Annotated in this window: 13 protein-coding genes; 6 read left to right on the top strand and 7 right to left on the bottom strand. The window is 71.6% G+C overall.

Annotated features, from left to right (window positions below; all coding sequences use genetic code 11):
- Positions 1 to 355 precede the first annotated feature (355 nt).
- A complete protein-coding gene (locus WME85_RS33655) occupies positions 356 to 1,147 on the bottom strand; it encodes a hypothetical protein (RefSeq protein ID WP_437827201.1) in 792 nt (263 codons plus the stop codon).
- 152 nt (positions 1,148 to 1,299) lie between these two features.
- Here WME85_RS33655 and WME85_RS33650 point away from each other — a divergent pair, with 152 nt between their 5' ends.
- Both WME85_RS33650 and WME85_RS33645 read left to right on the top strand, forming a co-directional pair.
- Positions 1,300 to 2,619, top strand: a complete 1,320-nt coding sequence (locus WME85_RS33650) for an NAD(P)H-dependent flavin oxidoreductase (protein WP_437827200.1) — start codon at positions 1,300 to 1,302, stop codon at positions 2,617 to 2,619.
- Between the two features lie 97 nt (positions 2,620 to 2,716).
- Positions 2,717 to 3,559 carry a CPBP family glutamic-type intramembrane protease gene (locus WME85_RS33645; RefSeq protein ID WP_437827199.1) on the top strand — a complete coding sequence of 281 codons (843 nt, stop codon included), beginning with the start codon at positions 2,717 to 2,719 and terminating at the stop codon, positions 3,557 to 3,559.
- Here WME85_RS33645 and WME85_RS33640 read toward each other — a convergent pair.
- The 3 genes from WME85_RS33640 to WME85_RS33630 all read right to left on the bottom strand — a co-directional run bounded on the left by WME85_RS33640 (position 3,513) and on the right by WME85_RS33630 (position 6,814).
- Positions 3,513 to 4,640, bottom strand: a complete 1,128-nt coding sequence (locus WME85_RS33640; protein WP_437827198.1) for a hypothetical protein — start codon at positions 4,638 to 4,640, stop codon at positions 3,513 to 3,515. The genes WME85_RS33645 and WME85_RS33640 overlap by 47 nt on opposite strands.
- A complete protein-coding gene (locus WME85_RS33635) occupies positions 4,637 to 6,166 on the bottom strand; it encodes a hypothetical protein (RefSeq protein WP_437827197.1) in 1,530 nt (509 codons plus the stop codon). Before WME85_RS33635 ends, WME85_RS33640 begins: the two co-directional genes overlap by 4 nt.
- Before the next feature lie 282 nt (positions 6,167 to 6,448).
- The gene (locus tag WME85_RS33630) at positions 6,449 to 6,814 is read right to left on the bottom strand and encodes a glutathione S-transferase C-terminal domain-containing protein (RefSeq protein WP_437827196.1); all 366 of its coding nucleotides are present in this window, start codon (positions 6,812 to 6,814) and stop codon (positions 6,449 to 6,451) included.
- 33 nt (positions 6,815 to 6,847) lie between these two features.
- Here WME85_RS33630 and WME85_RS33625 point away from each other — a divergent pair, with 33 nt between their 5' ends.
- Entirely contained in the window at positions 6,848 to 7,153 is a 306-nt protein-coding gene (locus tag WME85_RS33625) for an ArsR/SmtB family transcription factor (protein WP_437618902.1), read from the top strand.
- A 34-nt stretch (positions 7,154 to 7,187) separates the two neighbouring features.
- Here the strand turns inward: WME85_RS33625 and WME85_RS33620 are convergent, their stop codons facing one another.
- Positions 7,188 to 7,949: an SDR family oxidoreductase gene (locus tag WME85_RS33620; RefSeq protein WP_437827195.1), complete on the bottom strand. Its 762-nt coding sequence runs from the start codon at positions 7,947 to 7,949 to the stop codon at positions 7,188 to 7,190.
- 285 nt (positions 7,950 to 8,234) lie between these two features.
- On the opposite strand from WME85_RS33620, the gene WME85_RS33615 reads away from it, so the two are divergent.
- Positions 8,235 to 8,450, top strand: a complete 216-nt coding sequence (locus tag WME85_RS33615; RefSeq protein ID WP_437827194.1) for a hypothetical protein — start codon at positions 8,235 to 8,237, stop codon at positions 8,448 to 8,450.
- Between the two features lie 36 nt (positions 8,451 to 8,486).
- Here WME85_RS33615 and WME85_RS33610 read toward each other — a convergent pair whose 3' ends face one another.
- Complete coding sequence (locus WME85_RS33610) at positions 8,487 to 9,845, bottom strand: SLC13 family permease (RefSeq protein WP_437827193.1); 1,359 nt, start codon at positions 9,843 to 9,845, stop codon at positions 8,487 to 8,489.
- Between the two features lie 335 nt (positions 9,846 to 10,180).
- Between WME85_RS33610 and WME85_RS33605 the strand changes: the two genes are divergently transcribed.
- Together WME85_RS33605 and holA are read left to right on the top strand one after the other, a co-directional pair.
- Positions 10,181 to 10,684, top strand: coding sequence for a hypothetical protein (locus tag WME85_RS33605; RefSeq protein ID WP_437827192.1), 504 nt, complete (start codon positions 10,181 to 10,183; stop codon positions 10,682 to 10,684).
- Between the two features lie 96 nt (positions 10,685 to 10,780).
- A complete protein-coding gene (holA, locus tag WME85_RS33600; RefSeq protein WP_437827191.1) occupies positions 10,781 to 11,830 on the top strand; it encodes a DNA polymerase III subunit delta in 1,050 nt (349 codons plus the stop codon).
- Positions 11,831 to 11,898: 68 nt separating this feature from the next.
- Here the strand turns inward: holA and WME85_RS33595 are convergent, their stop codons facing one another.
- Complete coding sequence (locus WME85_RS33595; RefSeq protein WP_437827190.1) at positions 11,899 to 12,582, bottom strand: HAD family hydrolase; 684 nt, start codon at positions 12,580 to 12,582, stop codon at positions 11,899 to 11,901.
- Positions 12,583 to 12,765 lie beyond the last annotated feature (183 nt).

Here is a 12,765-nt window from a genome sequence, read left to right as displayed (position 1 = left end):
CGGTCCGCGGCTCCGGCGCGGCGGGCGTCAGCGGATCTGGATCGGTCCTCGGACGGGAAGGGGTGGATCCGCCAGGACGCCAGGAGAAGACACCTCAGCCGTCTTCCTGTCTCGCGTCTCCCGTCCTCGTCCTCGTCCTCGTCCTCGTCCTCGTCCTCGTCCGGCGTGTGCGTGTGCGTGCGCGTGCGCGTGCGCGTGCGCGTGCGCGCGCTCGCCCGGCTCGATCCCGGTCAACGAGAGCGCGCACGCGCACGGAGATGGAAGACGTAGGACGGGAGACGGGAGAAGGAAGAGGGGGAGACGGGAGAGGGAAGACGCGGTCCTCACGACAGGTGATGGTGCGACCGCGCCGCGGTCACCGCGGGTCAGCCCCATCGTCGCGAGAGGCGCGGCGCGCGAACGGCTGAAGGGCAGGCGCTCTCACCGAGTGAACCCCGGCTTCCCTCGCCGACCCACGCCTCGACGAAGCAGGCGCGCGGCGCCTCGCGCTCTCCTCGATCAGCGCCTCGAACCTGTCGAACATCCCCTGAAGCTCGCGGTAGCACCGGTCGACGAGCGGCAGCGCCTCTGCCTCCACCTCCGGGGCGAGGACGATGGACTCGATACGAGCGTCCGTGCAGTCCTCGAAGACGTCGTGCGCCTTCTCGACGTCGAGGTGCGTCTGAGAGAAGTAACGCAGGGGGCGCTGCTCGCCGATGCGCTCCAGGTAACGCGCGAAGCGCTCGAAGAAGACGTGCCCCGCCGACTCGAGCGTCAGGAGCAGCGTGAGCTGGCTGGCGTCGTGGCGCGCGTTGAACGCCTCCGCCATCAGCGCGAAGCTCGCCTGGCGCGCGGCGTGATGAGGCCGGCCGAACAGCTGCGCCGCCGTGGGGACCTCGACGCCGAGCGCCGCAAGGTCGCCGAGGAACCAGCGGTCGTGCCCCGCATCCTCCAGGCGGTGGCAGTGCACCATGCGCTTGAACTCCGGGTCCGTCACCCGCTCGTCGCAGATGCGCAGGATCTCCTGGAAGGTCATCACAAAGAACGTCAAGCAGAGCGGGAACGGGGCGAGGTGCTCGAGGGGCGGGTCCGCCTCGAGACGGGCAAAGAACGGGTGGTCGCTGAAGCGCGCCTGATGGCTCACAATGTGTTGCTGGACTGTTTTCATGGCCTGGCTTTCTCCGAGAGCGCGTAGAACTGCAAGACTCAATGCAAAACACGTACCGGATAGACGGTTGTCCGGCTCCTTGGCGCGCAGTCCAAGGCGAAATTTCTTATCGTGCGGTAACCGGCTGATGTGGTCGGGAGTGGGAGTACAGCATGCGCAAGACGAAGAACACGAAGGATGCGGTGCAGCAGCTCGATCGACGTACGTTTCTGGACCTGCTGGGGCTGGGTGGGCTCGGTCTGGCCGGTCTGGCCATCGCCCCGGGCTGCGCGCTGGGCGACGCGGGGCGCGAGCCGGGTGAGGGGGACGAGGCGCTGGCGGAGGGGTCGAGCGCCGCCTCTGCGCTCTCGCTCACGACCAGGCTCACCGTGGATTACGGTGTTCAGTACCCGCTCGTCAGCGCCGGCATGGCGTTCGTCAGCCTCCCTCCGCTCGTCTCGGCCGTCTCGAACGCGGGGGGCATCGGCGTGCTGGGGGCGGGGATCGAGCCGCCTCCCGTGGTGCAGGCGCGCATCCAGGCGATCAAGGCGCTCACGCCCAACCTGTTCGGCGTCGATTTCATCGTCGGGACGGGGCCGTCAGGCCCCTTCATCACGCAGGACCATATCGACGTCTGCATCGCCGAGGCGGTAGAGCTCGTGATCTTCCACTGGAACACGCCGGACGTCGCCTGGGTGAACGCGCTCCACGCGGCGGGGGCGAAGGTCTGGGCTCAGGTGGGCTCGGTGGCGGCCGCGCGCGCCGCGGTCGCGGCGGGCGCGGACGGGATCATCGCGCAGGGAGAGCAGGCCGGCGGGCACTGCCGGGCCACGCAGAAGACGAATCCCCTCGTTCGTGACGTCCGCAGGCAGGTGAACCCCGCGCTCCTCCTCGCCGCAGGGGGGATCGCGGACGGCGCGAGCGTCGTGAAGGCGCTCGCGCACGGCGCCGACGGCGTGGTCGTCGGCACGCGCCTCGTCGCCTCCACCGAGGCCTACGCCCACCCGGACTACAAGGCTCGCCTCGTCCAGGCGGGCGATAACTCCACGGCGCTACAGACCTTCTTCGGCCCGGAGTGGCCGAATCAGCGCCAGCGCGTCCTGCGCAACCGGGTCGTCAAGCGGTGGGCCGGGAAAGAGAGGACGATCCCGAACCCGCCGCCGCCGCCCGCGACGATCGGCACGACCGTGCTGTTTCCCGGGGTGCTGGACGTCCCGTACGTCATGCCCAAGTTCAGCGCCATCGTCCCCACGCCGGACACGGTGGGCGACCTCGAGGAGATGGACATGCCCGCCGGCTCCGAGAGCGTCCTGGCCATCGCCAGCGTCCGGCCAGCAGCCGAGATCGTGGCGACGATGATGACCGAGACGCAGCACATCCTCGACGCGCTCGGAGCCGGCCCGCTCGGAGCCGGCGCGCTCGGAGCCGAGGTGCTCGAAGCGGACCTGTTCGAGGCCGGGAGGTCCCGCGGCGAAGACGAGTCGAACGGCTGACCGGCACAGCGCGGCGATGCCCGCCGGGGCGCGCCGCGGGAGCGGCGGCCGGCCTTCCGCGCTGTGCCGCGAGCGGCTCCGGTGATAAGCACGGCGCGTGATCGGACGCTTTATCCGCGGCATCTGGCAGGAGTACGTCATCGACCTGCGCGACCGCCTCGACGCCGAGGCCGCGCTGTACCGGACCACCACGCCGGCGGGCGAGGTCACCCGCCGGATCGTGAGCGTGTTTCTCACGGTGATCGGCGTGCTCATCTTCGTCCGCTTCGCCGGCAACGAGAACGACACGCGCTGGATGGTGCAGGGCCTCCGCGCCGTGGGCCTCGACGACCTCGCGGCGCGGCTCCACGACGCGCTGAACACCTCTCCGGACCGCCGCTTCCACCAGCGGATCGTCTGGGCGGTCGGCCGCCTCGCCGGCTATCTGCTCCCGACCCTCCTCGTCGCGCGCTTCGTGCTGCGCGCGCCGCTCCGGAGCCTCGGCCTGCGCGTCCGCGGGACAGCCCGCCACCTGTCCATCTATGCCTTCTTCTTCGCCGTCATGGCGCCGGTCCTTTACGTCGCGTCCCTCTCGCCGGCCTTCCAGGCGAAGTACCCTTATTACAGGGTCGCGCGCGGCGAGGATCTCTGGCCGTGGTTCTGGGCGTGGGAGGCTCTTTATGCCGCGCAGTTCGTCGCGCTCGAGTTCTTCTACCGCGGCTTCTTCATCCACGGCGTCCGCCGCGCGCTCGGCCACGCCTCGATCTTCGCCATGATGGTGCCGTACACGATGATCCATTTCGGCAAGCCCTTGCCAGAGACCCTCGGCTCGGTGCTCGCCGGGTTCATCCTCGGCACGGTGAGCCTGAAGAGCGACTCCATCTGGGGCGGGTGCGCGATCCACATCGCGGTAGCTACGTCGATGGACCTCCTCTCCCTCCACCACCAGGGCCTTCTTTAGGAGCACCCGGACGAGGAAAATCTTTGCGGCACCTGGTCACAGGCGGGACCTGGCTCTGGTTGAAGCGGCAGGCGAGGCCGACCAGCTTCATGTTGATGTGGTCGGCGATCTGGGCGCCGAAGTCGATCGGCTGGCGGCCGATGCGGATATCCCCGACCACGAACGGCCTGTCCGGCGGCACCTCGTAGACCGCGCGCACCGGGTAACCCGGCGCCCCGCGCACGTACTTCCAGTAGGCTCGCGGATCCGAGCCGTCCGGCGTCGACCAGCCGGTGGTGATGAGCCGGTCGAAGTAGATGCCGACGGGGTTTGCGAGGGTCACGTCCGCGCGCTGCCTCGCCAGGCTGTTCACGCGCGCCCCGATGTGCGGGTCGCTGTTGCGTCCCGCCACACCGTACATCCCGCAACGGATGAGCTCTTGCTCGCCGGTGAGCACCTCCCCCCCGATGGACCGCACGACGGTGGCGGCGGCGGCGATCTCGATCTCCGCGCTGAGCGTGTTGGCCTCCTGGACGAGGTGCACCGCGGCGGCCTCGTTCCACCGGTTGCGCAGCATGTACGCCCCCTGCGGCCCGAACAGGTCCTCCTCCTTCACGTCCGGGCTCGCGAGCTCCCGGTAGAGCTCCAGCAGCTTCTCCGGCGCGACCCGCGCGAGGAGCCTCCAGTATTCCGGGCCCTCGCAGGTGAAGGCGACCCGCGTGATCTTGCCGGTCGCGCCGCGCGTGACGCTCCACTCGCAGTACTCGTCCTGCCTGTCGCGGGACGAGTCGGCCATCTTCCAGCGGGCGAGCTGCGGCTTCGCGGACAGCAGCTTGGGGAAAGCGACCCACGTGATGGGCGCAAGGACCCCGTCGTCCGCCGTCGGCCGCTCCAGCGGATTGTAGAACTGCCCCCTCGGCCCCTCGGAGGAGCCCGCCCCCGCGCGATCCATGGAGTCCGAGATCCACTGGCTCCATTGCGCCTTCTGGTTGTCGTTGAGATCCTCCAGGAGGCCCGGCGGGTCGAACCTGGTGAGCGCCACCGTCGGCGCGGGCGTCATCACCTCACCGGTGCGAGCATGGCTGTTGCTGGTGGACTTCATTTCTCCTCCCCCTCTTCCTCCACGGTCCCGTCCTCGTTCATTCGAAGCCATGGCATGCTCGGATCGAGGTTCGTCGTCGGGAGCAGCAGCGAGAACTCGTCGAGCGGCAGGCGGCGGAAGCGCCGCCTCCGCGACTCGGCGAGGCGGAAGCACGCGTCGAACCCCTCCTCGGTCGCGAGCCGCGCCGCGACGCGCTCCATGTAGCGCGCGATCCGGTCCGTGAAGCTCTGTCGCCACGCGCCCTCGCCGACCGCCCAGTTCGCGAGGAGCTCGCGCTCCGGGCTCGCCTCGGGCAGCGCGCCCGCGGCCGCGGCGACGGCCGCGATGAGCTCGCGCTCGAGCGCGGCGCCCGGCGCGTCGAGCGGCGCCTTCTCTGGCACGTACCGCATGAGCCGGCGGCGCCGCGACGAGTAGATCGGGTTGGGAAAGTCGACCATGAGCAGGCTCGCCGCGAGCCGCGGCGTCATGATCCCGGCGTCGATCAGCGCCCGGACGACGTCGATGTCCTCGAAGGCCGGCTCGGGGACCAGGAACGCGAAATACGTGTCCCCGCGCCACGCGTGCTTGCCGTCCGTGCGCGCGACGTCGTGGCGTTCGAGGCTGCGCAGGTAGAGCTCGCCGGGGACGTCCAGCGACGGGAGATCCGCCTGCAGCTCGAGGACGTCGAGCAGGGCTCCCACGTTCACGAAGAGGGTAGATGGCAGCGTGAGCGTGTCGGCCTGCGTCACCAGGTGAGCCTCGGAGTCCGAGCTGACCAGGTTGACCGTGGTCGTCTCGAGCACCTGGCGCATGAACGCGTCGAGCCCGGTCAGGGCCTTGCCCGTGCGCAGCGCCCTGGCGATCCTCGCGTCGTTCCATAGCTGGATCCCTGCGCGCACGACGGGCTCGAAGAGCTCGGCGTTCGAGCGGTCCTGGAAGAGGCTCGTGCTGCGGATCGGGTCGTCCGGGGCGAACGCGGCGTCGACGGTGGCGCGCACGCTGTGCCAGTTGATCCAGGGGGCCCTGAGCTCCTTCATCACGAGGGCGCCATTCACGTGGCTGTCGAAGGCGCCGCGGCCGCGGGAGCCCTCGGCGAGCGCATGGCTGGAGTCGCCGGCGAAGACCCACGCCATCCCCACCCGCAGGTAGTAATTGAAGACCTCGGCGACCGGATCCCAGGCGAGCACCTGGAGGAAGACGTGCTCGTCATCGAGCCTCGGGGCGGTGCTGATGAAGAGGCTCGACTCGGCGCTGGGCCCGTTGTCGTCGCTGTTCCGCGTGACGACGAGCCGCATGGCGCGCTTCACGTCCTCCGTCCCCTCTGTCCAGGCGATCTGGCTGCCTTCGCCCACGACGAAGCTGCTCTGCCCGGGCAGCGCGTCGGAGCCGCCGTTCTGCCGGTCGACGGCGGCGAGCAGGTCGCGCAGCGAGACAGGCGAGGCGCCGCGCTTCAACACGAGCTCCGCGAACGGATCGCGGAGCCCGGCCAGCTCGGGTTCGCCCATGGCGACGATCTCTTCGTCGATGCCTGCGATGAACCGGTACACGCGGGCCTCGTCGAGGCTCGCGTGGCGGAATACGAGCAACTCTGCAAAGCGGCTCGAGAGCTCGTCAGGCGCTCGCCGCGGGCCATGCTGCATCTTCGTCTCCCCCGAAGCGCAACGTCGGGCAGAAGGGCTCGACCGCAAGCATGGATTGAATCAAGCGACTCCGCGCCGTCAGGCCTCTTCGCGGAGCTCGGTCATTCCCGGCACGGCCGCGCTTTCCGCGCCGTTGACGGGTGCCCGGCGGTTCCTCCGCCCGGGTCCTCGACGCCGGGCGCCCCGAGGTCAGCCCTTCCGCGCGAGCTGCGGCTCGGTCTCCCGCGCGCTGTCGCGGGACGACATCCGCTCGCACCACGCGCGCAGGCGGGGGTGAGGATCGAAGAGCGACGCCTCCGGGGTCAGCAGGAGATAGCGGACGATCGGCAGGACCATGATGTCTGCCATCGTCAGCTGATCGCCCGCCAGGAACTGCCGGTCTCCGAGGAAGCGATCGAGCTCGGAGAGGGCTGTCCGCACGACCGGGACCGCCGCCTGCACCACGGCCTCGTCCGGCGCGAGGCCGCGCATCACCGCGAACAGGCGCTGCCCCACGACGCCGGGGCCCGCGGCCCTCCAGAAGTACGCGTCGAGGATGCCGATCGCCTGGTTCATCCGCGCCGCGTCGCGCGGATCGCTCGGCTGGCGGTGCTGGCGGCACTCGCTGATCCGACGCGGCGAGAGATCCTCGAGCGGGTGCGCGCACAGCCGCTCTCGGTGGGAGACATCGCCAAGACGGTGAGCGTCAGTCGTCCCGCGGTGTCGCAGCACCTGCGCGTGCTGGAGGACGCCGGGCTGCTCCGCTGCCACAAGCGCGGCCGCCACAACTTCTACGAGGTGGATCGCGAGGGGCTCAGCGCGCTGCGCTCCTATGTCGAGAGCTTCTGGGACGATGTCCTCGGCGCCTTCCACGCGGCGGCGGTCGAGGAGGCGGAGCGCAAGAAGAGGCATTGAGGGGCGCGCGGCGGAGCGCGGCGCGCGAGGCGCGTCAGGCCAGCGTCCTGCCGCCGTTCACGGACAGCTTCTGACCCGTGATGAACCTGGCGGCGTCGGACGCGAGGAACACGACGGCGTCGCCGATCTCGTCCGGCTTGCCCATGCGCCGGAGGGGGTTGCCCGCCGCGTAGCCCTGCATGGCCGCCTCGGTCGCGCCCTCGCTCAGGTGGCGCTCGACCGGGACCCAGCCGGGCGCGACGAGGTTGACCGTGATCCCCCACGGGCCGAGCTCCTGCGCCCACGACCGCGTGAGGCCGAGCTGCGCGCCCTTGGCCGAGACGTAGCTGGAGAACTCGGGGACGCCCTGCTCGAACACCTCGGACCCGATCTGGATGATCCGGCCCGCGCGGCGCTCCTTCATCCCGGGGACCACCGCCTTCGCGAGGAGGACCGGGCTCTTCACGAAGAACTCGAGCTGGTCGAGGCAGTGCTGCCAGGTCAGCTCCTCGAGCTTCACGAACGGCTGCGGGCCCGTCGCGTTCACCACGAGCACCTCGATCGGGCCGAGGCGCGCCTTCACCTCGTCCACGAGGCGGGCGATGTCCCGCTCGTCGCGCACGTCGGCCTGGAACGCCTCGGCCTCGCCGCCGTCCCGCCGGATGTCCTCGACCACCCGCGCCGCCCCCTCGCGGCCGCCGAAGTAGTTGACGGCGACCCGCGCGCCAGAGCCCGCGAGCTTGCGGGCGATGGCCGCGCCGAGGCCGCGGGAAGCGCCGGTGACAAGGGCAACGCGTTGGGTCAGATCGTGCGCCATGAGGAGGCCTCTCCAGGAGTGGGGGACCGCGGCTCCCTCGTCGCACCCAGGGAGATCGGCCGCGCAGGCGCGCCTCCGAGGGGGCTCCCGTCGCCGCGGCGCTGCGTGCCGCGCGCGCAGAGGCCGCGGTCGGTCACGGCATGTGTAATGACCATGATCCAGCAATACAAGATTTTTCCGTCGTTCTTCGCGCGGTGATGCTGGGCTGGTTCTCTGCGATCAGAATCGAATCGACTTCGACGCGATGCGCTGTCGCGCAATGTTAAAAAGAGTATGCTGGGACACATGAACACGCATGCATTTCACCCCGCGCTGAAGCCTCTCGTGATGCTGGCCATGGGCCCTGCTTTCTGTGCTGCCGTGGGGATCACGGTGATCCACGCGTGGATCGACGCGCGGCGCGGGCCGCTGGAGGGGCGACGGCTCGCGCGCGCCGCGGCGCGGCATCGCGGCGGGCGCGAGGGCGAGCAAGGGCGCGAGCGCCGGCAGGTCGAGCTCTGATCGGCGCGGCGCTTCCTGGCGCGGGGATGGTCCGGCTCAGCGCACCAGCAGGAGCCAGAGGAGGGCCGCGGCGCTCGAGGCGAGCGTCACCGGGACACCGACCCGGGCATAGGAGCGAAAGCCGATCTCGTGCTCGGCGCCCACGGTCTCCACGACGATGATGTTCGCCACCGACCCGAGGAGCGTGAAGTTGCCCGCCAGGGTGGAGACCAGGGCTGTCGCGACCCAGGCGAGGTGCGGATCGGGCTGGCTGCGGATGTACGACTCCGCGAGCAGGATGAAGGGGACGTTGGAGACGATCTGACAGCCGACGAGCATCGCGATGCTCAGGCCGACGATGCCCAGCGTCGGTCCCGAGGGCAGGAAGGGGCTCGCGGCGCGCAGCGCCTGCTCGGGCATGCCGGTCTTCTGCAGGCCCGCCACGACGATGAAGAGGGCGCCGAAGAACACGAGCACGGTCCACGACACCCGGTCGAACAGGCCGGTCGCATCGCGGCGGTGCAGCAGGATGGCCGCGGTCGCGCCGCCGACCGCCGTCCACGCCAGGTTCGCGCCGAGGACGAACAGCACCGAGACGACCGCCACGCACGCGATGGGCACGAGGGCGCTCGGCCGCGCGCCCGGCGGCGGCGCGGGATCGGACGCGGAACCGGGCGCGGAACCGAGCGCGGAACCGGACGCGGAATCGGACGCGGAACCGGACGCGGAACCGAGCGCGGAACCGGACGCGGAACCGAGCGCGGAATCGGACGCGGGATCGCGCAGTGGCGTGCGCGCGGCGATCCGGCGGCGGAGGAGGAGGTGCAGCGTCACGGCGGTCACGGCGAGCCCGACCAGCGCGGCGGGGCCGGCCTCCAGCAGGTACGCGCGGTACGAGATCCCGGAGAGGTGGCCGACCAGCATGTTCTGCGGGTTGCCGGCGAGCGTGAGCGCGCTGCCGGCGTTGGCGCCCATCGCGAGCGCGAGGAGGTACGGCACGCGATCGAGCCCGGCGCGCCGGGCGGTCCGGTCGACGAGCGGCGCCAGCATCACGCAGACCGAGTCGTTCAGCAGCACCGCGGAGGCGAGCCCGGCGCCCAGCGTGACGAGGTAGAGCAGGCGGACCGGCGACAGGTTTCGCCGGGCGACCCACGCGGCGGCGATCTCGAACACCCCGGCGAGGTCGAGCGACGCCGAGAGCAGCATCATGCCGAGCAGGAGGCCGATGGTGTTCGGCTCGATCGCCGCGAACGCCTCGTGCGGCGTCAGGCCGGCGCCGGGCTCGATCGCGCTCAGGAAGACCATCGCACACGCCCCCGCGAGCGCGCCGGCCGGGCGGCCGATCGGCAGGAGCGACAGGCGCCGCGCCGCGATGAGGACGTACGTCGCGGCGAACACAAGGAGGACGGACCACACGGCGCGGCATCAGAGCGGCGAGGCGTGGGCCTGTCAAACGGGTCGGAGCGCATTCTCGCGGCCGGCCGGGCGGCGCTGCCGGGCGCGCCGCGAGCCGTCTCGCGGCCGGCCGGCGTTCCGGCTAAGCAGCGGCGGCCGCGGACCCGCGCAGGCGCGGCGCGCCCCCCGGGCGCCGCGGGGACGCTTGAGCACCGGTCAGCGCGAAACGCCCGGAAATGAAGAGATTTGAACCACAGAGGCACAGAGGACACAGAGGAACAACAGAAAAACTCTGTGCCCTCTGTGCCGCTGTGGTTCATTTTCTCGGGGTTTCAGCCTGTTCGGCGTCCTAGGCCATGAGCACGCAGCTCTCGACCCCCACCGCCATCCTCCTCGGCAGCGCGATGATCGCCGCCGCCGTCTACCTCGGCCTCCGCCACGGCCCGGCCGCGGTCGCCCCGGACGCGCGCGCCGGCGCGGCGCCCCCGATCGAGGCCGGGCCGGGAGCCTCCGCCGCGACGGCCGAGCGCGCGGGCGCGCCGGCGCCGCAGAGCGCGAAGGCGGTGCCGCGCGACGAGGTCGCGAGGCAGGCCGCGCTGGCGCTCGACGCGCACCGGCCGGCCTTGGTAGACCGCTGCTACAAGCCGGCGATCGCGGCGAAGCCGGAGCCGCGCGCGGTGAAGTACGTCTTCAACATCACGTTCGACGCGGGAGGCCGGCAGATCGCGCGCGGCCTCATCGAGGACCAGGAGACAGCGCGCCCCGAGGTCACCGCCTGCCTCGTCGCCGCGCTGCCGCCGGTCGCCATTCCGGCGCCGGGCGCGAACGTGCGCGTGGATGTGCCGTTCTCGCTGCCGTGACGGAGGGGTCGGGCTCATCGGGCCGCGCGCGAGCGCGTCGCCCTTGACGCACCTGCCTGAACGCCCGATGCCGGAGCGGTGACGCCCGATCAAGCCTTGAAGGAAGCGACCACCGGCGCGCTTCGCCCCGTCTACCTCGTGCTCGGCGAGGAGCGCTGGCTGGTGGATCGCGTGGTGAGCGCGATCCGGGAGGCGGCGGCCAAGGGGGGCATCGCCGGCTTCAACGAGGACAAGTTCACCGCGGGCGACGCGCCCGTCGAGTCGATCCTCGGCGCCGCCCGCATGCTCCCGATGATGGGCCCGCGCCGCTTCGTGCTCGTGCGCAGCGTCGAGCGCTGGGAGAAGAAGGACGACGGCGACGACGGCGACGGCGACGATGAGCGCGGCGGCGCGAGCGGCAAGAAGGGCGTGAAGCAGGCGAGCCCGCTCGACGCGCTCGCGGAGTACGCCAAGGCGCCCGCGCCGAGCGCGGTCCTCGTCCTCGTCGCGGCGAAGCTCCACGGCCAGCGCCGGCTCGTCACCTCGGCCAAGAAGGGCGACTTCATCGTCTCGTGCGAGCCCCTGAACCGCCGCGCCTTGCCCGGCTTCATCGCGTCGATCGCGCGCGAGAAGGGCAACCCGATCGCGAGCGACGTGGCCGAGCAGCTCGCCGAGCTCGCCGGGCCCGAGCTCGGCTACGTGGTCGACGCGATCGAGCGGCTCTCGCTGTACGTCGGGCCGAAGCAGCCGATCACCGAGGACGCGATCGCGCAGGTGGTCATCCGCGTCCGGCAGAGCACGGTCTGGGAGCTCATCGACGCGCTCGGGAGGCGGCGCCTCGACCGGGCGCTCGCTGCGCTCGCCGACGCGTACGACCCGCGCGACGGCGGGCTGCGCCTGCTCGGGGCGGTCTCGTGGTCGGTCCGCCAGATGGTGAAGTTCGAGTCGGCGCTCGCCACGGGCGCGAGCCAGTCCGAGGCCGCCCAGCGCGCGGGCGTGGCCCCCTTCAAGGCGAACGACGTGGCGCAGTCGATCCGCCAGCTCCCGAAGGGCGCGCTCGCCGGCTGGATGCGGCTCCTGGCCGAGACCGATCTCGCGCTGAAGAGCAGCCGCCGCCCGGCGCAGGCGGTGCTGGAGACGATGCTCATCGAGATGTGCTCGCACTGAGCGGAGGGCGACGCGGCCTCGCAGCGCCGTGAGGCCGCCCGCGCGGTCCGGGACGAGCTGACGCGGCGCTACCCGAGGAGCGCCTCGAGCACGCCCTCCTCCCGGAGGTCGCTGAAGCTGTGGGTCGGGGCGCAGGCGTCGAGCTCCGCGAGGGCGTAGGTGCCGGTGGCGACGGCGATCGACTCGGCGCCGATCGCCCGGGCGGCCGCGATGTCCTTCGGCGTGTCGCCGATGACCACGACGCGGCACGCCTCGACGGGCGCCTCGAGCATCGCCGCCCCGCGCGCCGCGCCGATGCGCAGGAGCTCGTCGCGGCGCTCGTGGTCGCAGCCGAAGCCGCCGAAAGCGAACCGCTCGTAGATGCCGACGCGCGTGAGCTTCGCCTGCGCGCCCGCGCGGACGTTCCCCGTGCCGAGGCCGATGGCGCAGTTCGCCCGCCCGGCGGCGGCGTCGAGCGCCTCGAGGACGCCGTGGTGGACGCGGGTGTCGCCGGCGAGCGACATCTCTTCGGCGAGGATCTCGACGTAGATGGCGAGGAGGGTGTCGATGGCGCCCGCGGTGACCTCGCGCCCGACCGCCTCGAGCCCCGCCCGGATGATGGCGCGGTCGGTCATGCCGGCGAACGAGAACGCCTCGCAGGCGTCGCTCCGCCCGGCGTACCGGGCGAACGCGCGCTCCATGGCGCGCCGGCCTGCGCCGCCGGTGGAGAGCAGGGTGCCGTCGATGTCCCAGAGGAGGACCGTGGGGCGCATGTCCCCATGGTAGAAGCGGCGCGGCCCGAGGGCGAGCGCGGAGGCGCTGCGGGCGGCCTCCAGGCGGCGTCGCCGCGCGCCCTGGCCAGCGACCGGACGGGCTTCAAGGGGCTCCGTACCCGACCCAGGTTGCGGTGCCGCCCCCGACCCTGCCGCCCCCGACCCAGGTTGCGGTTCCGGCGG

It is taken from the genome of Sorangium sp. So ce1153, from assembly GCF_051521595.1.
Classification (GTDB): domain Bacteria; phylum Myxococcota_A; class Polyangia; order Polyangiales; family Polyangiaceae; genus Sorangium.
Note: the sequence above shows the minus strand (reverse complement) of the source record. Positions and strands in the feature narration are given on the sequence as shown.

What these genes read in the sequence shown, in the direction of transcription:
- WME85_RS33620 (WP_437827195.1), bottom strand. Translation starts at nt 7,949, where the DNA reads ATGGCGCACGATCTGACCCAACGCGTTGCCCTTGTCACCGGCGCTTCC.
- WME85_RS33630 (WP_437827196.1), bottom strand. Translation starts at nt 6,814, where the DNA reads ATGAACCAGGCGATCGGCATCCTCGACGCGTACTTCTGGAGGGCCGCG.
- WME85_RS33655 (WP_437827201.1), bottom strand. Translation starts at nt 1,147, where the DNA reads ATGAAAACAGTCCAGCAACACATTGTGAGCCATCAGGCGCGCTTCAGC.
- WME85_RS33640 (WP_437827198.1), bottom strand. Translation starts at nt 4,640, where the DNA reads ATGAAGTCCACCAGCAACAGCCATGCTCGCACCGGTGAGGTGATGACG.
- WME85_RS33605 (WP_437827192.1), top strand. Translation starts at nt 10,181, where the DNA reads ATGAGCACGCAGCTCTCGACCCCCACCGCCATCCTCCTCGGCAGCGCG.
- WME85_RS33615 (WP_437827194.1), top strand. Translation starts at nt 8,235, where the DNA reads ATGAACACGCATGCATTTCACCCCGCGCTGAAGCCTCTCGTGATGCTG.
- WME85_RS33595 (WP_437827190.1), bottom strand. Translation starts at nt 12,582, where the DNA reads ATGCGCCCCACGGTCCTCCTCTGGGACATCGACGGCACCCTGCTCTCC.
- WME85_RS33650 (WP_437827200.1), top strand. Translation starts at nt 1,300, where the DNA reads ATGCGCAAGACGAAGAACACGAAGGATGCGGTGCAGCAGCTCGATCGA.